This window comes from Moraxella macacae 0408225 (assembly GCF_000320365.1).
GTDB lineage: Bacteria > Pseudomonadota > Gammaproteobacteria > Pseudomonadales > Moraxellaceae > Faucicola > Faucicola macacae.
Genome location: NZ_ANIN01000001.1, coordinates 482,483 through 502,868, shown reverse-complemented (window position 1 = coordinate 502,868; position 20,386 = coordinate 482,483). Strand labels below are relative to the sequence as shown.

At 41.6% G+C, this 20,386-nt stretch carries 17 protein-coding genes; 8 read left to right on the top strand and 9 right to left on the bottom strand.

The features are described 5' to 3' along the window. Nucleotides 1-10: 10 nt before the first annotated feature. Genes MOMA_RS02210 through MOMA_RS02190 form a run of 5 tightly spaced genes read right to left on the bottom strand, consistent with a single transcriptional unit; the run spans nucleotide 11 to nucleotide 5,989 of the window. Nucleotides 11-1,195: a cytochrome-c peroxidase gene (locus MOMA_RS02210; RefSeq protein ID WP_152411753.1), complete on the bottom strand. Its 1,185-nt coding sequence runs from the start codon at nucleotides 1,193-1,195 to the stop codon at nucleotides 11-13. Continuing rightward, nucleotides 1,149-2,114 carry a sterol desaturase family protein gene (locus MOMA_RS02205; RefSeq protein ID WP_009766986.1) on the bottom strand — a complete coding sequence of 322 codons (966 nt, stop codon included), beginning with the start codon at nucleotides 2,112-2,114 and terminating at the stop codon, nucleotides 1,149-1,151. The genes MOMA_RS02210 and MOMA_RS02205 overlap by 47 nt, the downstream gene beginning before the upstream one ends. Further along, nucleotides 2,114-3,184 (bottom strand): hypothetical protein, encoded by a 1,071-nt coding sequence (locus MOMA_RS02200; protein ID WP_009766985.1) that lies wholly within the window; start codon nucleotides 3,182-3,184, stop codon nucleotides 2,114-2,116. The genes MOMA_RS02205 and MOMA_RS02200 overlap by 1 nt, the downstream gene beginning before the upstream one ends. A gap of 8 nt (nucleotides 3,185-3,192) precedes the next feature. Further along, nucleotides 3,193-4,596, bottom strand: a complete 1,404-nt coding sequence (locus MOMA_RS02195; RefSeq protein WP_009766984.1) for a di-heme oxidoredictase family protein — start codon at nucleotides 4,594-4,596, stop codon at nucleotides 3,193-3,195. Next, complete coding sequence (locus tag MOMA_RS02190; protein ID WP_009766983.1) at nucleotides 4,586-5,989, bottom strand: imelysin family protein; 1,404 nt, start codon at nucleotides 5,987-5,989, stop codon at nucleotides 4,586-4,588. The genes MOMA_RS02195 and MOMA_RS02190 overlap by 11 nt, the downstream gene beginning before the upstream one ends. A gap of 205 nt (nucleotides 5,990-6,194) precedes the next feature. Here MOMA_RS02190 and rsmI point away from each other — a divergent pair, with 205 nt between their 5' ends. Together rsmI and lgt are read left to right on the top strand one after the other, a co-directional pair. Next, nucleotides 6,195-7,046 carry a 16S rRNA (cytidine(1402)-2'-O)-methyltransferase gene (gene rsmI / locus MOMA_RS02185; protein WP_009766982.1) on the top strand — a complete coding sequence of 284 codons (852 nt, stop codon included), beginning with the start codon at nucleotides 6,195-6,197 and terminating at the stop codon, nucleotides 7,044-7,046. Between the two features lie 67 nt (nucleotides 7,047-7,113). After that, entirely contained in the window at nucleotides 7,114-8,004 is an 891-nt protein-coding gene (lgt, locus tag MOMA_RS02180) for a prolipoprotein diacylglyceryl transferase (protein WP_009766981.1), read from the top strand. 65 nt (nucleotides 8,005-8,069) lie between these two features. On the opposite strand, the gene erpA is transcribed toward lgt, so the two are convergent. Next, the gene (gene erpA / locus MOMA_RS02175; RefSeq protein WP_009766980.1) at nucleotides 8,070-8,402 is read right to left on the bottom strand and encodes an iron-sulfur cluster insertion protein ErpA; all 333 of its coding nucleotides are present in this window, start codon (nucleotides 8,400-8,402) and stop codon (nucleotides 8,070-8,072) included. A gap of 123 nt (nucleotides 8,403-8,525) precedes the next feature. Here erpA and MOMA_RS02170 point away from each other — a divergent pair, with 123 nt between their 5' ends. Together MOMA_RS02170 and MOMA_RS02165 are read left to right on the top strand one after the other, a co-directional pair. Next, on the top strand, nucleotides 8,526-10,469 hold the full coding sequence (locus MOMA_RS02170; RefSeq protein ID WP_040624960.1) for an ATP-binding cassette domain-containing protein: 1,944 nt from the start codon (nucleotides 8,526-8,528) through the stop codon (nucleotides 10,467-10,469). A 418-nt stretch (nucleotides 10,470-10,887) separates the two neighbouring features. Then, the gene (locus MOMA_RS02165) at nucleotides 10,888-11,244 is read left to right on the top strand and encodes a hypothetical protein (protein WP_009766978.1); all 357 of its coding nucleotides are present in this window, start codon (nucleotides 10,888-10,890) and stop codon (nucleotides 11,242-11,244) included. Nucleotides 11,245-11,434: 190 nt separating this feature from the next. Here MOMA_RS02165 and MOMA_RS02160 read toward each other — a convergent pair whose 3' ends face one another. From MOMA_RS02160 to MOMA_RS02150, 3 genes are all read right to left on the bottom strand, one after another. Then, a complete protein-coding gene (locus MOMA_RS02160; RefSeq protein ID WP_009766977.1) occupies nucleotides 11,435-12,043 on the bottom strand; it encodes an L-threonylcarbamoyladenylate synthase in 609 nt (202 codons plus the stop codon). Further along, nucleotides 12,040-13,314: a DNA-processing protein DprA gene (gene dprA / locus MOMA_RS02155; protein WP_009766976.1), complete on the bottom strand. Its 1,275-nt coding sequence runs from the start codon at nucleotides 13,312-13,314 to the stop codon at nucleotides 12,040-12,042. Before dprA ends, MOMA_RS02160 begins: the two co-directional genes overlap by 4 nt. A gap of 109 nt (nucleotides 13,315-13,423) precedes the next feature. Continuing rightward, the gene (locus tag MOMA_RS02150) at nucleotides 13,424-14,545 is read right to left on the bottom strand and encodes a LysM peptidoglycan-binding domain-containing protein (RefSeq protein ID WP_009766975.1); all 1,122 of its coding nucleotides are present in this window, start codon (nucleotides 14,543-14,545) and stop codon (nucleotides 13,424-13,426) included. A 321-nt stretch (nucleotides 14,546-14,866) separates the two neighbouring features. On the opposite strand from MOMA_RS02150, the gene def reads away from it, so the two are divergent. From def to MOMA_RS02130, 4 genes are all read left to right on the top strand, one after another. Beyond that, nucleotides 14,867-15,397 carry a peptide deformylase gene (gene def / locus MOMA_RS02145; RefSeq protein WP_009766974.1) on the top strand — a complete coding sequence of 177 codons (531 nt, stop codon included), beginning with the start codon at nucleotides 14,867-14,869 and terminating at the stop codon, nucleotides 15,395-15,397. A 142-nt stretch (nucleotides 15,398-15,539) separates the two neighbouring features. Next, nucleotides 15,540-16,145 carry an imidazoleglycerol-phosphate dehydratase HisB gene (hisB, locus tag MOMA_RS02140; RefSeq protein ID WP_009766973.1) on the top strand — a complete coding sequence of 202 codons (606 nt, stop codon included), beginning with the start codon at nucleotides 15,540-15,542 and terminating at the stop codon, nucleotides 16,143-16,145. 47 nt (nucleotides 16,146-16,192) lie between these two features. Then, nucleotides 16,193-16,957, top strand: a complete 765-nt coding sequence (locus tag MOMA_RS02135; protein ID WP_009766972.1) for a YciK family oxidoreductase — start codon at nucleotides 16,193-16,195, stop codon at nucleotides 16,955-16,957. 39 nt (nucleotides 16,958-16,996) lie between these two features. Further along, nucleotides 16,997-20,353, top strand: a complete 3,357-nt coding sequence (locus tag MOMA_RS02130) for an ATP-binding protein (protein WP_009766971.1) — start codon at nucleotides 16,997-16,999, stop codon at nucleotides 20,351-20,353. Nucleotides 20,354-20,386: the final 33 nt, after the last annotated feature.

The window sequence follows — 20,386 nt, the reverse complement described above, 5'->3', positions numbered from 1 at the left end:
CAAGGTTTTTTTAATTTTCTTGCTCAAGCAAATGCTCATACCGTTTATCTGTCAACGTTTTCATAAACGCCACCAACGCGTCCACTTTTCTGTCGGTGAGTTTTTGGGCTTTTAATTCGTCAAGGCTAATGTTATCCGCCACTTCAGGCCCAGCCCACGGCTCGCCCGTTTCAGGATTGATGGTGTTGTCAGGATTGTTATATTTGTCATAAAACAGCACCACAGTACGCAAATCTTTAAACACGCCATTGTGCATATACGGGGCGGTAACGGCAACATTGCGCAGCGTGGGGGTTTTAAATTTGCCCTTTTGTGCTAAATCGTTAATATCAGGGTGAGCCAGTAAACCAGTGTCCACAAAATCGGCTTCAACTTGCCCAAGTGCAAGCAAATTGGGGTTTTGTGGTACACCAATGTTGTGAAATTGATGGTTGCTAAACACTTCAAATTTGTCGTCTTCTTTTGACGTGGTTAATTTATGGCAAGTGTGGCAATTGACGTTGTTGTTAGAAAAAAACAGCGTTCGCCCTAAGTCTTCTAGCGGCGTTAATTCGTATTCACCTTTTAAATAGCGGTCGTATTTGGAATCAAATGGGGCAAAAACCGCCGTTTTTTCAAAAGCGGCAATGGCATCGGTCATGGCGTGATAGGCGGCATCGGTATTGTGCCAAATGTCGTTGCCATACAGGCGTTTAAAGGCGGCGTTATAGTTGCTGTCGGCTTGTAGCCGCTTGACAATCAAGGCTTTATCGCTGCCCATTTCTAGCGGATTGAGTGGCGGCTGGCTGGCTTGCGAGGTCAAATCCGCCGCTCGTCCGTCCCAAAATTGCCCGCCAACAAACACGCCGTTTTTGTCGTCAAAATGAAACAATGGTGAAAATTTGGCATAGCTTGCGGTGGGCGTGTTGCGATTGCCAAACGAATGCCCGTCATCGCCCAAAGATACCACCTTTTTGGCGGCGGTGGTTCTGCCATCGGCAAAGCCCAAGGCGGGGTCGTGGCAAGTTGAGCAGCTCATGGTTTGGTTTTTGGATAGGCGTTTGTCGTTAAAAAGCTGCTCACCCAATTGCTCTTTGTCATTTTGCTTGACAAGAGTTTGATTTTGTGCTAGTGATTTATTCACCAATAGCAAAAAAATCAGCACAAGGCTAATGCTGGTCAAAATGGTGAACAGTTTTGGCTCGGCGTTTTGCATACCATGCTCCAAAATCAACAAAAGGTTGTAGCAATAAACCCTTTACGCTGCGGTAGTTATCTAAGTTTTTTAGCCCAAATTGTTGCGGCTTGTCAAAATCTGTGCTAAAGGCGTGCGTATTATGCCACCAATCAAACACGCCCAAATAACCGCCAAAATTTTTATGAGAATTGGCAGTGCTGTGGTGCAATTGGTGCTGGGCAGGCGAGATAAACCATTTTTCCAGCCATTTTGGATAGCGTAAATAAATGTGCGAATGGCGCAGGTTGCCACCAATCAGGCTAAAAATTGCCACCAAAGCATTTGCCCCAAAAATGGTTACAAAATTAAGCTGCGTGCCAAACAGCCACAAACAAAGCCCCGTAACGATGCCTACGCTTAACGCATATCGCAGCCCAAACAGCAAATTTTCCACAGGATGCACGCGGTAAAAGGTCAGCGGATTAAGCTGTGTGGCACTGTGATGCACCTTGTGAAAATGCCACAAAAACCCCACCGTATGCAGCCAGCGGTGCAGCCAATAACGGCTAAACTCGCCTGCGATAAAAATCAGCAGCGTATAAATCACGCTCACCGCCCAAATTGGCATGTTTGTTACAAATGGAGCGTGCAAAAAAGTTAAAGTTTTTAACGTCAAACTTGCCACCGATTTTGCCGAAAACAAAAGCGGCACAAGCAAATAGCTTTTTATCAGCCACACCACAACAAAATATTGATAATCCAAAATAGATTGCGGATGCAGCCAGTAGTTTTTAGCTTGCGTTTTTAACTCGCTAAGCGACAAGCGTTCACTGGCAAGCCGCTTTTTTTGCACCCCATAAAACATAAGCGCCAATACGGCAGCACTTGCCAAATAGCCCCAATACAGCCTTTGGCTTGAGCTAAATAAATACTCGTCAATTAGGGGCAAATTGAACATCAATCGCCGTCCGCTTCCAAAATCACCGCCGCCACAGGCAAGGCGTGAATTAAGTTTTGGTAATAGCCGCTTTGCAATTGATTGACGGTATTATACAATGCCACGGTTGCTTGCTGCCTGCTTGCTAGTATGTCGGGAGTTAATTCACGCAATTGACTTTTGGCATTGTTAAGCAAAACTTGATTATCCGCCAAAACTGGCTCGGCATTATAAATTTGAGCAATTTGCACCAAATTGGCATAATCTTGCGGCGTGATTAGCTCGCTTTGCGTGTCCAAAATTGCTTTAATGGCATCTAAACTTAAGCCACTTAAATAAAATTCAGCCCGCTCGCCGCTCGGTTTATTATCATATTTTTTAGAAAGCCCCGCCACATCAGCAATCCGCCACTCTTTTAAAAAGTGGCTTTGGCTTGCTAACGTGTTAATCAGCATGGAGAGTGATTTTTTGGGTTCGGCTAAAAACTGTGGTTTTTGAGCCTTATAAGTGTCATCAATCGCGGTTAATTGGCGGCAAATATTGTCGTTAATGGCGGTGGCAAGTTGTAATTCTCGCTCGCTTAAACTGTCATCTTGGTATAAAACCGCTTCTAAGGCATTGATGGTTTTGTAAGAATTTTTAAACAATGCGACGTTTGGTGGCTGATTGTTGTTTACCACTTTTTGCATTTGCTCGCGGATATTTTCGTTGCCAATGTGAAAAATGTCCAAATGGCGCGGAATGTCAGTGGCGTTGATGTCCAGCTCGCCTGCGATGTAAGTGGCTTCTACTTTTTTCCACGCTAGGGCTAAATTGCGAAAATCTTGGTGCAAGTTTTTTGTACGCTCGCCTGCTGTGGTGTTTTGTAAAGTTTTGCTTAACATTTGGCAAGCGTTTACGGCGTTGTGAGCGTTTTTTTGCAACACGTTGTCATAGATACTGGCTAAAATTTGCTGCTCGTTTTGAGCGGTTGGCTGCGACTGTTGCGGTTGCGGCGACTGTTGTTGAGCAATGGCAAGCGTGCTTAACCCTGCAATGCTCGCTGCAATTAAGCCGATAACAATGGCGGTTTGTTTGACTTGTTGTTTCATCGTATGCCCTATAAACTGTTAAGAAAATCTAACAAAGCCTTGCGGTCAATGTTGTCCAAATTGGCAAATTGTTGTTTTGAGTTTTGGGCCTCGCCGCCATGCCACAAAATCGCCTCGGTGATGGTGCTGGCTCGTCCGTCGTGCAAGAGCGGAATTTCGGCACGGCTTTTTGCCCCCAAGCCCCACAGCGGCGTGGTTCGCCAAAATTGCGGGGCGGCGTCGTATTCTGGGCGTTTATCACTTAAATCCGCCCCCAAATCGTGCAACAATAAATTGCTATACGGGTAAAATTCAACGCCGTCTTTGGTTTTTTGCATCGGTTTGTGGCAAGTTGCACAGTGCAAAGTGTTAAATAATTGTTGCCCTTTTGTATGTGTTTGGTTATTGCTTATTGCTAAAGTATTGCTAGGAGCTTTTAAATGCTGCAAATAAAACGCAATCGCCGTTAAACGCTGCATGGGTAAATCCACGCCTTTGCCGTGCGAGCGGGGCAAATTGTGGCAAGCGGTTTGTTTTATGGTGCAATTTTCGTGCGGATACAGCGGATTGGTTAAGCCCATATCGTTAAAAGCGGCGTCGGCGGTTTGCATGACAAGGCTTGGCATGGCGGCTTTGTGTCCAAAACGCCCGATGGCAAGGCGGTTTTTTTCTTTGTCAACCGTATAATTAACCTTGCCAAAAATGCCGTCGTGATTGGCATCATTTTTATCCACGCTTGCCAAAATGTCGGCATCGGCAATTTGTTCAATTAAGCCTACGCCCACCAGTAGCGGTGCGATGCGTAAACTTATCGTGGTATCGCTATCGGGTTTACCATATTGCCACTGGCTTACCTTGGGAATGGGTTTTTTTAACTGAACCGCTGTGCCATCACCAAGCGTAACTTGGCTTTGCTCCCATACAACGTCGGTTTTGGCTTCAAAAGGCATGCCATTTGTGCCGTTTATCGCCAATTGTGTACCGTATGTCGTATCACTGGGGGTGAGTTGCTGATAATCGCCGTATTTGTGTTTATCGGGTTTGGATAATTTAAACACAAGCAGGCGCGAATTGTCATCGTCAAGGGCTTGTTTGTGGCGAGTTGGACGATGGCACGCCGCGCACGCATTGGCATTAAATAGTGGCCCAAGCCCATCGCGCGCGGTGGTGGCGCTCGGAGCGGTTACCCACGGCACGCTAAAAAACGACCGCCCAAGCATAAAAATATCCAGTTCATCGTCCGAAAGATGTGCAATTGCCTTGTTGCTTGGCAAGTTGGCACGGCTTTCAAACAAGCCTGCTAGCGATGGTTGTGGCTGCGATTGTGATTGAATTGAGAGCGGTGATTGTTTAGCATTTTTAAACGCAAAACCGTTTAAACTAAACAATCCGCCCACAATCGCAATTGCCAATAAACCAAGGTTAACCCTCAATCTTGGTTTCTTCTTGGTCGGTAACGTCATCGGTGGTAAGATTTATGCGATAAGTTTTGGCAACGTCAATCATTTTATCACCAAGGCGTCGCAATTCGTTTTTTAGGCTGACAATGTTTAGCACTTCTGCGGTATTTTGCGGCTGCACTTGATAATCAAAATGCATGGAAGTTTTTGCCAATTGGTCAATTTTGGCGATGCGTTTGTCAATGCTTGCCACCATTTTGTCAATTTCGGCCTTATCGGTAGGATTTAGCGTGTTGATTAATGGCATTTTATCCTGCTTTTTGCCTTGATAACTGCCATAAACGATGTTTTTAAAGCCCTCAAAATTTTGCATGATGTCGCGATGCGTGTTATCCGAAAAGCACGAATGCTCGTCTTCTTCGCTCGGGGTCAATACCGCCACGGCAATGCGTTCGTTGGCAAGCTCGGATTTTAAAAATACGCCCATGCCTGCAAAAATGTCTTTTAACGCCGCTTCTTGCTCAATGTTTTTATCCGCGTGTTTGCCTGTTAATTGGCGGTTAAGTGCTTGATAATACAGCCCATTTTTTTGCCAAGCACTGGTTACCGTCGCCAAATCGTCCACCAATTTTTGGGCGGTGGCGGTCAAATATTGCAAGCGGCGTTTGGCGTATTTGTCGGTAGTAAAATCGCTAAGCGGGCGTTGCCCTGCGGTCATTGCCCCGTGGGTTACCGTGTCGGCAACAAAATTATTATAATCTTGGTCTTGCCCCCACAGTAAAAATTCAATGGCGTGATAACCTGTGGTAACATTGGCCTCGCCGCCGTTTTCGTTCAATTCGGTCAGCACGTCTGGGGTGATGTGGGTGATGTCAACCGCTTTGGCATCGTCGCCTGCGGGGGTGAAAAGCCCCGTGCCGTCAATGATGTTGCCTGCGGTGCGTTTGCCATCGGCATCAATGGTATAATCAATCATGTGTTCATCAAGCGGCCAGGCGTTGATTTGCCCTTCTAAATTGCCGTAAGTTTCTTCAACCCAGCCTTCTTCGGCGTCAATTGGGCCTTGCGATAGGCGGAAAATCTCGGTCATGCCATAGCTTTCGCGCGATTTTAGCCACGCTTGTTTGGCGTTTTCTAGCGTTTTTGCTGTGGGGTTTTTGGCAAATTGATTGATGGCAATTTGCAGGGCTTTGGCATCGGCTAGGCTTGCTGCGTAACTTTTTTGAGCTAAATTGCTGTAGTTTTGTAAAAATTGCTTGCCGTTTTGTTGCATGTCTTTATTGGCGGTTTGCGAAAAGCCTTGAGCAACTGATGTTTGATTGGCGGTTTTAGCCGCTGTGTGAGCATGGGTGGGTGAAAAACTGGCAAAAGCAGTAGCCGCAACAACAAAGGCGGCGGCCAGTGGGGTGAGTTTGGTTGGTTTCATAAGCATTGCTCGCGTTAGGTTAGTGGTAATGTTAATTATAATGATTTTTATTTGCAAAAACAAGTGCGATTCAATTGGTTAAAAAATTGTCAAAAGCATTATGTTTTGCTATACTCAATGATTTTGCTATACTCAATGTGTTGTTGTCATGTTAAAATTGGCAGAGATCTTTAAAGTTGGTAACGGTTAAATCGTAGGAAAAACAATGAATCCACAAGGCAAACTTTTTATCGTCGCCACACCGATTGGCAATTTATCCGACATGACACCTCGTGCTATAGACTGTTTAAATCGTGTGGACGTCATCGCTTGCGAAGATACGCGTACATCAGCAAAACTACTTAATCATTTTAACATTACCACCAAAACCATTGCTTATCACGACCACAATGCTGACAGTCAAACCGCTAAACTCATCGAACTGTTAACACAAGGCAAACAGGTTGCATTAATCAGCGATGCAGGCACGCCGTTGGTGAGTGATCCGGGTTTTCGTCTTGTCAAAGCCTGCCACGATGCCAATATTGGCGTATCACCCATTGTTGGGGCAAGTGCAGTGATTGGAGCATTGTCGGTAGCGGGTTTGCCCTCTAATAGGTTTTATTTTGTTGGATTTTTGCCAGCAAAAGCCACCGCTCGCCAAGGGCAATTAGCTCAATTAAAAACCATTACCGCCACGCTGATTTTTTATGAAGCGCCGCATCGGATTTTGGCGTGTGTGAGTGATATGATAGCGGTTTTTGGAGCGGATAGAAAGGTTACTTTTTGTCGAGAAATTAGCAAAACATTTGAGACCATTTACCAAACAACATTGCAGCAGTTAAAAACCTTTATTGAAACTGATGTCAACCAACAAAAAGGCGAAATGGTGCTTGTTGTGGCGGGTTTTGAAAAACCAAATGACGATGAAAATATTCATGATGATTTGTTACGGCGCGTGTTGCAAGATTTGTCAGTAAAACAAGCATCACAACTGGTTGCTGATATCACAGGGGCGAAAAAAAATGCCTTATATCAGCGTGCACTACAACTTTCCAATACATTGCTTGGTGAATAAAACTACAAATTATCCAAATTTTTGTGGTAAAATTGCCTATTTTAATGATTAATTAATAGAATAAATTATGAGTACTATTCACCCACAATTTAATCCGGTTGCTGTAGATTTAGGGATATTACAAGTGCATTGGTATGGGCTGATGTATTTGTTGGCATTTGCTGTGGCTTATGGTTTGGCAATTTGGCGCAGCAAAAATCGCTCCGATTGGTCGACAGATATGGTGTCTGATCTCGTATTTTATGGGGCAATGGGGGTGATTTTAGGCGGTAGGGTTGGCTATGTGCTGTTTTATCAATTTGGTGAATTTTTGGCAAATCCGCTGTATTTGTTAAAAATTAACGAAGGGGGTATGTCATTTCACGGCGGTTTTTTAGGTGTGGCAATTGCGATGCTTTTTTTTGCCAAAAAATATAAAAAACCTGTGTTTAATGTGCTGGATTTTATTGTACCGTGCGTGCCAACTGGCCTGTTGTTTGGGCGGATTGGCAATTTTATCAATGGTGAATTGTGGGGGCGTGTGTCAGATGGCGGTTATAACTGGCTTATGGCATTCCCTCAGGCATATCAAGCAGACAGGGCTTTGTTGCACCAAAATCCAAGCCTGCAAAATTTGGTGATTAATGTCGGTGAGTATGCGTTATTGCCACGACATCCGTCGCAGTTGTATCAGGCTTTTAGCGAGGGCGTGGTGTTGTTTGTGTTGATTTGGTGGTTTGCCAGTCGTCCGCGTCCACGCATGGCTGCAACAGGGTTGTTTGTGCTTGGTTATGGCGTGGTGCGTTTTATCACCGAATTTTTCCGCCAACCCGATGCCGACCAAGGTTTTATTGTACTTGGTTGGGTAACAAAAGGACAGTTGTTGAGTTTACCGATGGTTTTGGTTGGACTGTTTTTGATAATTTGGGCGTATAAACAACAAATTTATGATTGGGGAAAACTTAAAAATGTGGATTAATTTTGTCAAAAAACCAAATTTAGTGCCAACCCATTGGTTTAATGTTAGGTTGATTAAAAGCTGTGTTAAATAGAAAACGATGATCCACAACCGCACGTTGTTGTGGCATTTGGATTATTAACGACAAAGCGAGAACCCTCCAATCCTTCAGTATAGTCAATGGTTGAGCCGTTTAGATACTGATAACTTAGGCTGTCTACAACCAAAGAGACATCGCCATTATCAAAAGTTGCGTCATCATCACCCAATTCTTCTTCAAAATTAAAACCATACGAAAACCCCGAGCAACCGCCACCTGTTACATAAACGCGGAGCATTAGGTCAAGGTTGCCTTCTTGTTGGCGCAATTTGCGGATTTTATTGGCCGCTTTATCGGTCAAAATCATGGCATTGTTCATCTTTTTTTCTCATTTTTTATCAAAATTAAAGCATTTATACAGAGCATTTATACAAAACATTTATATTATGGAGTGAATGCTTTATACTATCAAGCAATTTTTATAAAATTTGTGATGAAAAATATGATAGAACTCAAAAACGCCAGTATTCGCCGTGATGGCCGTGTTTTATTTGCCAATGTAAATCTACAAATCCACCCAAATTGGAAAATCGGCTTAACAGGCAAAAACGGCGTGGGGAAATCGTCTTTTTTTGCAGTGCTGCTTGGACAATTAGGGTTGGATACTGGCGAGTTGTCTATGCCAAACCACTGGACAATTGGACATATGGCGCAAGAAATTGCAAGTTCTGATCAAACAGCGATTGATTTTGTATTAAGTGGAGATAAAGAATATTTTTATTTAATTGATAAAATTAACAATCATGCGGATTTAACCGCGAGTGAACTTGCTCAAATTCACGCCAGATTTGATGACATTCACGGTTATAGCATTGCATCTAAAGCTTCTGTGATTATGGCGGGGCTTGGTTTTAATCCATCACAAGAAAATCAATCGGTTAAGGATTTTTCAGGCGGTATGCGTATGCGTCTTAATTTGGCAAAAACTTTAATGAGTCGAGCTGATTTATTGTTGCTTGATGAACCGACCAACCATTTGGATTTGGACGCGATTTTGTGGCTTGAGGATTGGCTAAAACATTATGATGGCACGCTTTTTATGATAAGCCACGATCAGGCGTTTTTGGATAATGTTGTAGGGCGGATTTTATACATTGAAAACGAGTGCATGACGCTTTATACGGGCAATTATTCCACGTTTGTACAAACTCGCAGCGAGCGACTTGCTCAACAAGAACAAGCCTTTGCAAAACAACAAGCCACCAAAGCACATTTAGAAGATTTTATCCGCCGATTCCGTGCCAAAGCCAGTAAAGCCAAACAAGCCCAAGCACGGATAAAACAACTTGAACGCATGACCGATCTTGTGCCTATTATGGCGGATAACCCATTTAGCTTTCAATTTTTTAAACCCAAACAGTTAACCAATCCGTTGATTGTCATGGATAACGCCAGTACAGGCTACCACGGTGAGGTTTTGATTGACAAAATCCGCCTACAAATTACCCCAGATAGCCGAATTGGATTGCTTGGCATGAACGGAGCAGGTAAATCCACTGTGATAAAGGCGTTGGTTGGTGAATTGCCAATTTTATCAGGCGTGCGTAAAGTGGCAGATGGTTTGGTTTTGGGCTATTTTAATCAGCACCAAATGGACGCACTGGACGGCGATGCCACGCCCATGCTGATGTTGCAACGATTGGACAACAAAACTTCAGATGCCAAGTTTCGAGCATTTTTGGGTAGTTTTGATTTTCAAGGTGATAGAGTTGATACGCCAAGTCGGTTGTTTTCAGGCGGTGAGCGAGCAAGGTTAACGCTTGCATTGATTGTTTGGCAGCACCCCAATGTCTTAGTGCTTGATGAACCGACCAATCATTTAGACTTACAAATGCGTCAGGCTTTGTCAATGGCATTACAAAATTTTGTTGGTGCGGTGATTTTGGTATCGCACGACCGTGAGATGATAGCCAATGTTTGTGATGAATTGTATCTTGTTCATGATGGCAAATGCACAGAATTTACCGATGATATTAATGCCTACAGTGCGTGGTTGTCGCAAGCCAAAAAACAACAAGCAAAAAGATTAAACGATAAAGCCGAACAAAATGTTCCACGTGAAACATTAACCAACCCCGAAAACTTAAGTTCAACATTGTCAAAAGAAGAGCAACGCAAAAAAAATGCCAAACAGCGTAAATTAACCGCTCCAATTCGTAAAAAAATCGAGGCAGATGAAAAAAAACTGACAGATCTTAGCGAAAATTTGACACTTATTGAGGAAAGGCTTGCAGATGTTGCATTGTATGATGATGAACGCAAGGCAGATTTATTAAAATTATTGGACGAGCAGACAAAAATCAAAGGCGAAATTGAGACAGTTGAAGAGCGTTTAATGGCGTTGATGTTGACCTTGGAAGACATGGAGAATGGGTTTTCATCATAACATTGTTAAGTATAATTAAAAAAATATAAAATTTTTTAAAATAAAACCAATCAATACAACCGTTAAGTGCTTGTTTTATACCAGTTAGCTTTCTTATCGTAAAAAAAATGCGTTTATCTGATAGCAATTGCAAAAAGATAGTGAGTTGTTCATAATAAACCCATCAAACGAACAACACAAACAGCCATCAACAAACGTGTAAGCGTGTGTTAAATGCGTATGTAAGTGTAAAACTCATTTGATTTGACAACATAACTTTTATTATAACTTAATAATCTGTTTTGTTGCTACTTAAGAATTTTTAATGATTTATTTACTAAAAATTACTAAGCCAATTAGTTTGTTTTTAGTCAATTATCAGCAAAAATTGTTATTTAACCGTTATTTTACATAGATTTAAATAGAATTGGAGCTTATCATGGCTAAATTATCATTAGACTCATTAAACAACATCGATGGTTTCGTAGCTGCTGCATTGGTTGACAGTGAATCAGGTCTTTCTTTGGCTGCTATCGGTACTGGTCTTGACTTAGAATTGGCTGCTGCTGGTAACACTGAAGTGGTGCGTGCAAAACGTAAAACTGCTGCTGCATTGGGATTAAAAGACAGCATTGAAGATATCTTAATCACCTTAAGCGGTCAATACCACTTAATCCGTCCATTGGTTCGTAACGAAAACTTATTCTTATACCTAGTACTTGATCGTCAAAAATCTAACCTAGCAATGGCTCGTCATGAGTTGAAATCTTTTGAAACTGAATTGGATTTCTCTTAATTCACAGACAAAAGTAATTCAAAAACAAAAGCCTTAAAAATAAAAGGCTAGAAAAACTGATTAATCGGTTTTACCACACCCACAGTACCTCCTTCTGTGGGTGTTTTTTTTGATAACAGGTTTTGTTAAACCAGATTCTTATTTTAACATTCTTAGAATTATTCTGTTGCAGTCATTCCCTTACATACAGCTATTCTCTTACGATCTCGCCTGTTAAGGCATGACGAATTTGACTGGGTTGGTTAAATTTTAGCGTTTCGTCTTGCAAAAATGCCACATTTTGGCAATCAGAAAAATAAGATTTGGCGGTGTGTAAAGTGGTTGCAGGTGAAAGGTTGCTTAAATTGCAACTGGTTGAAGTTAAAAAACCATATGGGTTGCTAGGAGAGATTAAATTTTGACAAATTTTGCTGATTAAAGGGTGGGAGATCACGCGAATTGCCAAATTTTTTTGTCCGCCTGTTATCCAGTTTGGGGTGAATTTGATAAGATGTGCTGGAATGGGAAACAGCCAAGTGGTGGCTTGTGATTTTGGAGCAAGCCAACTTTTTAAGATAACTTGTTGTTTTTGTTTGGGTATGTGTTGCAAAAAATCATGAACGCTTGTGATATTTGGAGCAAGCACAATCAGGCCTTTTTCAACTTTTCGGTTTTTGAGTTTTAATAAATCCAAAACCGCTTGCTTGTTAAAAGGATCGCAGCCTAAGCCCCAAACCGCTTCAGTTGGATAGGCAAGCAATTTGCCATCATTTAGCCAATCGTGTGCTTGTTTATAATTTGTATAATCAAAAACCGTCATGAGCGACACCGTAAATACAGACCGGCTTGCGACATAATAAGCCCCATAATCTCCAGTTCAATTAATTGCCCTGATAAAGTAGCAATGTCTAAATTTGTTTTTTCCACCAAACTGTCCAAATCTTGCCCCACCCAGTCCATCTGATTTAACAAAGTCAATAAATGTGGCGGAATTTGGTGATTAATAGAATTGCCAATGTTTGGTTGTGCGTTGTCTTTGTTGTCTTTTTGTAAATTTGGCTGTTGAATTTCAATGCGTTGCGTGGAGTCTTGTTTTGTTGTAATTGTTTGATTGTCCTCTGTTTCTGTTTGTTGGATTTGGCTAAATGGTGATTGAAACATAGCCAAATCCTCTAAAATTTGGGCTGGGTGATCAATCAAGGTTGCTCCTTCGCGGATAAGTTGATGACAACCTTTGGCATTTTCATTGTCGATATGGCTTGGAATAGCAAACACTTGTTTGCCTTGTTCATTGCTTAAACGAGCGGTAATCAGCGAACCGCTTTGCAATTGGGCTTCCACCACCAAGGCTCCCAGGCTTAAACCTGCTACCAAGCGGTTGCGTCTGGGAAAATTATGATTGTGTGGCGGAATGTCAGGCAACAGCTCGCTAATGACGCAGCCTCCTGTTTTTATGATTTGTTGTTTTAACGCCAAATGTTGTCTGGGATAGCACAGTTGTATGCCTGTACCTAATACGGCTACGGTTCGCCCTTGTTTGGTAACATTGTTTTGTGTCAACGCTCCCAAATGAGCCTGTCTGTCAACACCCTCGGCCAGTCCACTGGTTATCCACAAGCCCTCGTAGGCTAAAAATTGTGCCATATCAAATGCAATTTTTTGGGCGTGGGCGGTCAATTTTCGACTGCCAACAATTGCCAACTGAGGCATGGATAAGGCTTGCACGTTGCCTTGAAAAAACAGTAACGGCGGTGGGTCATAAATTTCTTTTAGCAAAGGCGGAAACTGTGGGTTGTCAGCAAAAATAACCCCATATTCACCGCTTTGTAGTTGTTGCAACGTGGTTTGTAAAAATGCACTTTGTCGCTGATTTTTGATGAATTCGTCAAAACGCTGCAAATGACTTTTGTGCAAATTTAAATGTTGCCAATCGCTATGCTTGGCTTGCAAGGCTTGTTTGGCGGTGTGAAAATGGTTGATAAGTTTGCTAAAACCGCTTAGCGACATACTGGTGAGTTGCCAAAGGGTTAAGATGGCTTGTTGTTCAGCATTTAGCTCGGTATTTGGTGAATGTAAAAAAGAATTTGGCACGGTGGTTATTTTAATTGAATAAAATGCTATTTTAACTCAAAATAAAGGCCAAATGGGAACAATTTTGTGTGAAAAATGCACCATTTAGCCTTTTATAATTGATGATGGGTTAATTTGGGTTGGTTAAATAATCCGCTTCGCTAATTGGTAATTCTGCGTCCAACACATACGCATAGCTGATATCGTCAAAAGTTTTAAACACCATGACATGGCCAATTTCTTCGCTTGGTAAGCGCACGCCACCGCCTTTGACTTGAGCAAAATTGTCTTGTACCAACGCACCTTTTTTAAATACGGTTAACACATCGCCTGCACTTACATTTTGACGTGAGCCTAAGTTAATCGCTACGACGCCATCACGCCCTGCACTGCTGATTGAGTTTAGCACGCGGATAACACGTCCGCCACGATTAGCCTTGGCAGGTTTTGGATAAAATACAGGCGGTAGGTGGTTGCCAACTTCTAGGAAAACGCGGTCGCCCTCGCGCACTTCTTGTCCAAAAGATTTTTTCAATTCAATGCTGGATACGCCATTGCTTGCGACATTGATTGCATCTCCTGATGCCACTTGGGTTACTTCAAGGCCAATGACTTTTTTGCTCATAGGATCGATATACGGCTTGCCTTTACGATATACGCCATAACGTTTATTGACGATAAGTGGTCTGCCATTGGTGTAAACTATGTTGCCTGCACCTGTGATGATGTTTTTGTTTTTTGAGGCAAAGACATACGGCGTGTCATTAAAGTCTTCTGGATTAACAATCACAGTACGATCAAGCCACGCTTCAATTGCAGTAAGCGAAATAGCAGGAATGCTCCCTGCGACATTTTCTACAACATTATTTTCGCTGTTTTTTTGTGGTTCGGTAGGAGAAAGGGTGGCTTCAGGAGCAACTTCGGTTTTTTCTAAACCTGCACAGCCCTCGCCTGTGTCTATGCCAATTAACTGCTGGCCTTGAATGACACACAAAATAATGACATCGTTTGGATAGATCAAATGTGGGTTTTTGATTTGTTTGTTGGTTGCCCAAATTTCTTTCCATTGCCACGGTTTATTCAAATATTTGCCTGAAATGCCCCAAAGTGTATCGCCTTTTTTTACAATATAACGGTTTGGGGCATCGGCTTTAATGGTTGGTGCAGGGTTGTTTGCTAAAACTTGTGAGCTAAGTGTCAAACTTGCAACGGCAAGAATACCTGCGGTTAATTTTTTTAAGCTGTGCTTCATGGTATGTTCCTAAAATTAATCCTACTTCTTAAAAAAATGTTAAATTTTTTAAAAAAGTTACGGAGATTTGCATCAAGCGTTGTGTTTTGTAAAAATTTGGCTTAGCATAGCATAATTTTCAGTAAAAGTGGCAATCTTTTGTCTATAAATATCGTATTTTTTTAGATTAATTGGTAAAATTTAACAAAATTTTTTAAAAAATCGCCTTGTGATACGACAAAAATCACCTTATTATTGTAAAATAACCATTTAATGAGCATTTAACAAAATATTAACTAAAAGTATATTAGCTAAAAGTATATTAACTAAAAGTTGGTAAATATGAGCATTCGCAACATTTTAAGCTATCCTGATCCACGCCTGCGTACGATTGCAAAACCTGTGGAGAGTTTTGACGTTAATTTGCAGACTTTAATCGATGACATGTTTCAGACGATGTATGCTGCCAAAGGGGTTGGCTTGGCCGCCACACAGATTGATGAGCACATTCAGCTTATCGTTATGGATTTGTCCGAAGAGGGCAATCAGCCGCAAGTGTTTATAAACCCTGTGGTTACACCGCTTGTAGAAGAGCAGTTTACTTATGAAGAAGGCTGTCTGTCCGTGCCTGATTATTATGATAAGGTTGATCGCCCAAAAAAAGTCAAAATCAATGCCAAAGATCGTGAGGGCAATGATTTTGAACTGGAAGCAGAAGGACTATTGGCTGTTTGTATTCAGCATGAAATTGATCATTTAAACGGTAAGTTGTTTGTGGATTATTTGTCAAAACTAAAACAAGACCGTGCAAGAGATAGAGTGCGAAAAGTCATCAAGCAACGCGAAAAAGAAGCCCAGCACAAACAAATGTAATTCATCAATATAAATTTTGCTAAATATTTAATTAACCAGTATTTAATTAACCAGTATTTAATCAATAAACTTTTAAAAATAAAATTGTTTGGTTTAAAGGGCATAGGTTTTGCTCTTTCATTAACAATAAAAAGGAAAAGTCATGGCTATTGAGCATACCGCCAGAGTTGCTACTGTTGAACGCATTACCGCCGAGACTCAAATCAGCGTGTCTATTAACCTTGATGGTAAGGGAGATGGCAACATTGACACTGGCGTGCCTTTTCTTGATCATATGCTTGATCAAATCAAACGCCACGGATTGATTGATCTTGACATAAAATGCAGCGGCGATACTCACATTGACGATCATCACAGTGTAGAAGATGTTGGCATTACCCTTGGGCAGGCCTTTAAACAAGCTATTGGTGATAAAAAAGGCATCGTGCGGTATGGGCATTTTTACGCTCCGCTTGATGAAAGTTTAAGCCGTGCGGTCGTGGATATTTCAGGCCGTCCGGGTTTGCATATGGATATTGCATTTACAAGGGCGATGATTGGCAAATTTGACGTGGATTTGTTTAGCGAATTTTTTTATGGTTTTGTCAATCATGCGATGATCACGGTACATTTGGACAATTTAAAAGGCAAAAACAGCCATCACCAAATCGAAAGTGTGTTTAAGGCATTTGCCAGAGCACTGCGTATGGCGGTAGAATATGACAGCCGGGCTAAAGATAGGTTGCCTAGCACCAAAGAAAGTTTATAAAACCGTTTATTTATCATTTATTTATCATGTAAAAATAGGAATTTTTAATGCTTAGTCATGAACAACTTCGGCATTTTCAGGCTAATGACAACTGTCTTGCCAACAAAAATATTTTGGTAACAGGGGCAGGAGATGGCATTGGTAGAGCCGTGGCGTTGGCGTACGCTCGCTATGGAGCAACTGTGTTATTGCTTGGTAAAAATCAAGCCAAACTTGAAAGTGTCTACGATGAAATTGAACAGCAAGGCGGTGCCAAACCTGCGATTTTGCCACTTGATTTGGAAAAAGCCCCTTTTTCACAAATGCAAGAATTGGCGATTATGATTGAAAAAGAAGTGGGGTGTTTGGACGGGTTGTTGCACAATGCAGGGATTTTGGGTATATTGACACCGCTTGAAATGTACGATCCGATCACTTTTGAACAAGTGATGAAAGTCAATTTTACCGCCCCATTTATGTTAACTCAAGCGTTATTTAGCCTATTAAGCTGTGCTAAAAGTGGGTCGGTGATTTTTACATCGAGCGGAGTTGCCAAACCGCGGGCTTTTTGGGGGGCTTATGCGTTGTCAAAACAGGGCTTAGAGGGCATGAGTGATATTTTTACGCAAGAAACTCAAAAAACCACGCGCCTGCGTTTTAATTGTATAAACCCAGGAGCAACACGCACTCAAATGCGTGCCACTGCCTATCCAAGCGAAAATCCAAACACGCTTAAAGCTCCAGAAGAGCTGCTCAATGCCTATATTGCCTTGATGAGCGATGAAACCATAGATGTTAAAGGGCAGGTGATTGATTTGCAGCCAAAAAATTAACCGCAAAATTAACCGCCAGTTGGTAACTTGGGGAAAACTGTGGCAAGACGCTTTCGCTTAGATTTTTCGACCGCCTATGGGCAATTGATTTTATTGGTATTTTTGCCAATTAGCGTGCTTGCGATGGTGGGGGGCGTGTTGGTATTATATGATACCAGTCGTGCAGGGCGAATTATTCAAAAAGCCAATGCTGATACGTTGTTAAACCAATACCAAGCCTTTGCTTATGATTATGCCGATAATTTGCAACAAATTAACCGCTATCTTAATCAAAACAAACCCAGCCAAAGTGTGTCCAATCAAAACACATTTAACTATCAAGAAAATCTTAACAAAAATTTAACCAAAAACCAAAAATCATTCAACAAAAAACCGCTTAGCGAACTTCAACAATCATTATTACAGCCTTTACAAAATACCATTCAAGACCGTCATTTGCATGGTTTTTTAATTGTCAATGACAATGCACAGATATTGTTAAGTTTTGGTAATATTTATCCGTTTGATGTTGAAGTTGATGTCAATATTGCCAAAACTCGTGAATTGTTAAAAAATGCCAATAATCACAAGCCGACCAGTCATTTTTATTTAAATGGCAGTTTAACCACCGACAATAAGCAGTTAATATCTGATAACGCTCTGATGCGTTTTTTGCGTCATTTTATTCATGAAGATGATTATTTGCTGGATACAGGCGAGGGGACGCTGTATGCCAAACCGTTGGCATTGCCAAATGACAAAAAAAACGAATCTTTGTGGGTGATTGTCAATGTTGATAATGAACCGTTAAAAATTGCCCATTATCAGGTATTGCTTGCTTTGGCAATTACAGGGTTGTTTACGATTTTGTTGTTGCTATTGTCCATTCATATTTATGCCAGACGTTGGATTACGCCGATTTATGAAATGCGCCTGCATTTGCAACGTACCAATGCCAATAATTTGTACAAACCGATGGCGATCAATTCCAGTGGTGAGATCAATCGATTGCAACAAGATTTGGTAAAAACTTTACGCCGATTGCACACCAGTTTTCAGGATTTAAAAAATCACGCCGAACAAACCGAAGATGATTTACGCCTTGCATTTGATGAAATGGAAATGCAAAATATTTCTATTCGCAATGCTCGCGATGCCGCAGTTTCTGCCAGTCAAACCAAGTCTGCGTTTTTGGCAAACATTAGCCATGAATTGCGCACGCCACTTAACAGTATTGATGGTTTTATCAATCTGCTATCAAGGCATGGTGGTTTAACCCATGAACAAGATCTGTATGTGCAAACCATTCGTAAATCATCGGCACATTTATTAGCATTGGTAAATGATGTATTAGACTTTTCTAAAATTGAAGCAGGAAAGTTGATTTTAGACAATCATGAATTGGACTTGTATGCGACGATTTATGATGTGGTGGATATGTTATCACCCGTTGCGGCCGAAAAAGGCTTGCGTTTGGCGGTATTTTTTTATGATGATGTGCCACGTTATTTGTTGGGCGATGCACTGCGTATTAAACAAGTGTTGACAAATTTGGTGAATAACGCCATCAAATTTACTGATGAAGGCGAGGTGGTGGTGCGTGTTGGTCTTGATGACAATCAGGACAATGCCTTAAATATCAGTGTCAAAGACACAGGGCGTGGCATTGATCCTGAACATCAAAAACTGCTGTTTCAAAGTTTTTCTCAAGGCGATCCGTCGATCACGCGTCAATATGGTGGCACGGGGCTTGGGCTTGTGATCTCTAAGCAATTAAGCTATTTGATGGGCGGTGATATTGGTTTTTTTGACAATGCATGTAATTTTGATGGTGCGTGTAATTTTGATGGTGCACGCAAGCATGACAATCAGCAAACAGGATCGACGTTTTGGTTTACCCTGCCTATTGTGCTTGGTAAGCAACTGGCGATTGAACAGACGTCATTTTTTGAGGTTTGGGAAGTGCCAAAACATCTTAGACTCAATGATTTGACAAGTAACTCTGTAAACAACAACTCTTCTATAAACAACAACTCTGCAAACAATAAGGTGTTACAAATTTTGGTTTGGATAGAGCACCATGCCAGTTTGCAAGTGCTTTGTGGCAGTTTACAAAATTTGGCGGTGGCTTTAAATTTTGCCAATTCTTTAAGTCATTTATTAGAATTGTTAAATTATTCCCAACAGTGGGATTGGATTTTGGTGGATAAAGGTGTTGCCGAAGATACGGCGTCTTTATTAAGCCAAATTCGTAGGCATTATACTGGAAAACTGGCGTTGTTTGGTTATCATGTTAACCTTGACCCTACACTGCTACAACAATATCAGGTGCAAAGTCTATACCAACCGCTTGACCGGCGCCAATTATACCAATTGTTAGACGACAATCCAAGATCGCAAGTTGAACCAAATTTACCGCAGTGGCAAGGGGTTTGTGTGTTGGCCGTGGACGATCATTTGCCAAATTTATTGGTGCTGGAGGCCTTGTTAAATGAGCTTGGTGTGGCGGTTGTAACGGCAAATAGCGGTTTTGAAGCGGTGGAATATATGCGAAACAGTCTACAATTGTCCGATACGAAAAGTAGCAATTGGCAAAAAATTGACTTGATTTTTATGGACATTCAAATGCCAAAAATGTCAGGCAAGCAAGCTTCATTGCAAATTCGCCACCTTGAAAAATTGGCAAACGAACAACAGCATCATCAATCACACCTACCGATTATTGCCTTGACCGCCCATAGTTTATCTGATGAGCGTGCTAAATTATTAGCCGCAGGCATTGATGATTATGTTGGTAAACCGATTAACCAAATGCAACTTATCCAATTGTTGCAGCATTGGCTAAACGATGACAGTCAAACCACAGTGCCAGCCAATGCGATTAACAACCAAGCAAAGATGACAGATCCCAGCATAGCAGATCTAAGTATGGCAGATCCAAAAATTGCAAATCTTAGCAACAAAATCAACCGAGCAGAAACGATAAAAAACGCAACAGATCTGGCGGTTATTGATTGGCAAGATGCCTTAAATCGTGTGGCAGGCAAGGCGGATTTGGCAAGCAATTTATTGATATTAATCATCGAAAGCAGTACCAAAGACAAAGCTGAACTTATACAAGCATGGCAAGCACAAGATCGTGAAGCATTGGCGAACATCTCTCATCGGATTTTGGGGGCGAGTCGTTACACAGGCGTGCCACAATTGCGTTATGCCAGTCAGTGCCTTGAGGACAAATGTTTGTTAAACGTACAAAACACATCACCTACTCAATTTGTCATGCTTGCACCGTATTATGATGCTTTGGTGCAGGCGTTGGATAATTTAATCGGAGTGGATATGGACGATTATCCGATGTTAAAAATTGATGAAATAAATCCAAGCGATGCCAATGATATGGCGTGGAAAATGATTTGACAAACAAAAACCCCAAATCATTGATTTGGGGTT

Coding starts and splice junctions, on each gene's coding strand:
- MOMA_RS02210 (WP_152411753.1), bottom strand. CDS start 1,195: ATGCAAAACGCCGAGCCAAAACTGTTCACCATTTTGACCAGCATTAGC.
- MOMA_RS02205 (WP_009766986.1), bottom strand. CDS start 2,114: ATGTTCAATTTGCCCCTAATTGACGAGTATTTATTTAGCTCAAGCCAA.
- MOMA_RS02200 (WP_009766985.1), bottom strand. CDS start 3,184: ATGAAACAACAAGTCAAACAAACCGCCATTGTTATCGGCTTAATTGCA.
- MOMA_RS02190 (WP_009766983.1), bottom strand. CDS start 5,989: ATGAAACCAACCAAACTCACCCCACTGGCCGCCGCCTTTGTTGTTGCG.
- rsmI (WP_009766982.1), top strand. CDS start 6,195: ATGAATCCACAAGGCAAACTTTTTATCGTCGCCACACCGATTGGCAAT.
- lgt (WP_009766981.1), top strand. CDS start 7,114: ATGAGTACTATTCACCCACAATTTAATCCGGTTGCTGTAGATTTAGGG.
- erpA (WP_009766980.1), bottom strand. CDS start 8,402: ATGAACAATGCCATGATTTTGACCGATAAAGCGGCCAATAAAATCCGC.
- MOMA_RS02170 (WP_040624960.1), top strand. CDS start 8,526: ATGATAGAACTCAAAAACGCCAGTATTCGCCGTGATGGCCGTGTTTTA.
- MOMA_RS02165 (WP_009766978.1), top strand. CDS start 10,888: ATGGCTAAATTATCATTAGACTCATTAAACAACATCGATGGTTTCGTA.
- MOMA_RS02160 (WP_009766977.1), bottom strand. CDS start 12,043: ATGACGGTTTTTGATTATACAAATTATAAACAAGCACACGATTGGCTA.
- MOMA_RS02150 (WP_009766975.1), bottom strand. CDS start 14,545: ATGAAGCACAGCTTAAAAAAATTAACCGCAGGTATTCTTGCCGTTGCA.
- def (WP_009766974.1), top strand. CDS start 14,867: ATGAGCATTCGCAACATTTTAAGCTATCCTGATCCACGCCTGCGTACG.
- hisB (WP_009766973.1), top strand. CDS start 15,540: ATGGCTATTGAGCATACCGCCAGAGTTGCTACTGTTGAACGCATTACC.
- MOMA_RS02135 (WP_009766972.1), top strand. CDS start 16,193: ATGCTTAGTCATGAACAACTTCGGCATTTTCAGGCTAATGACAACTGT.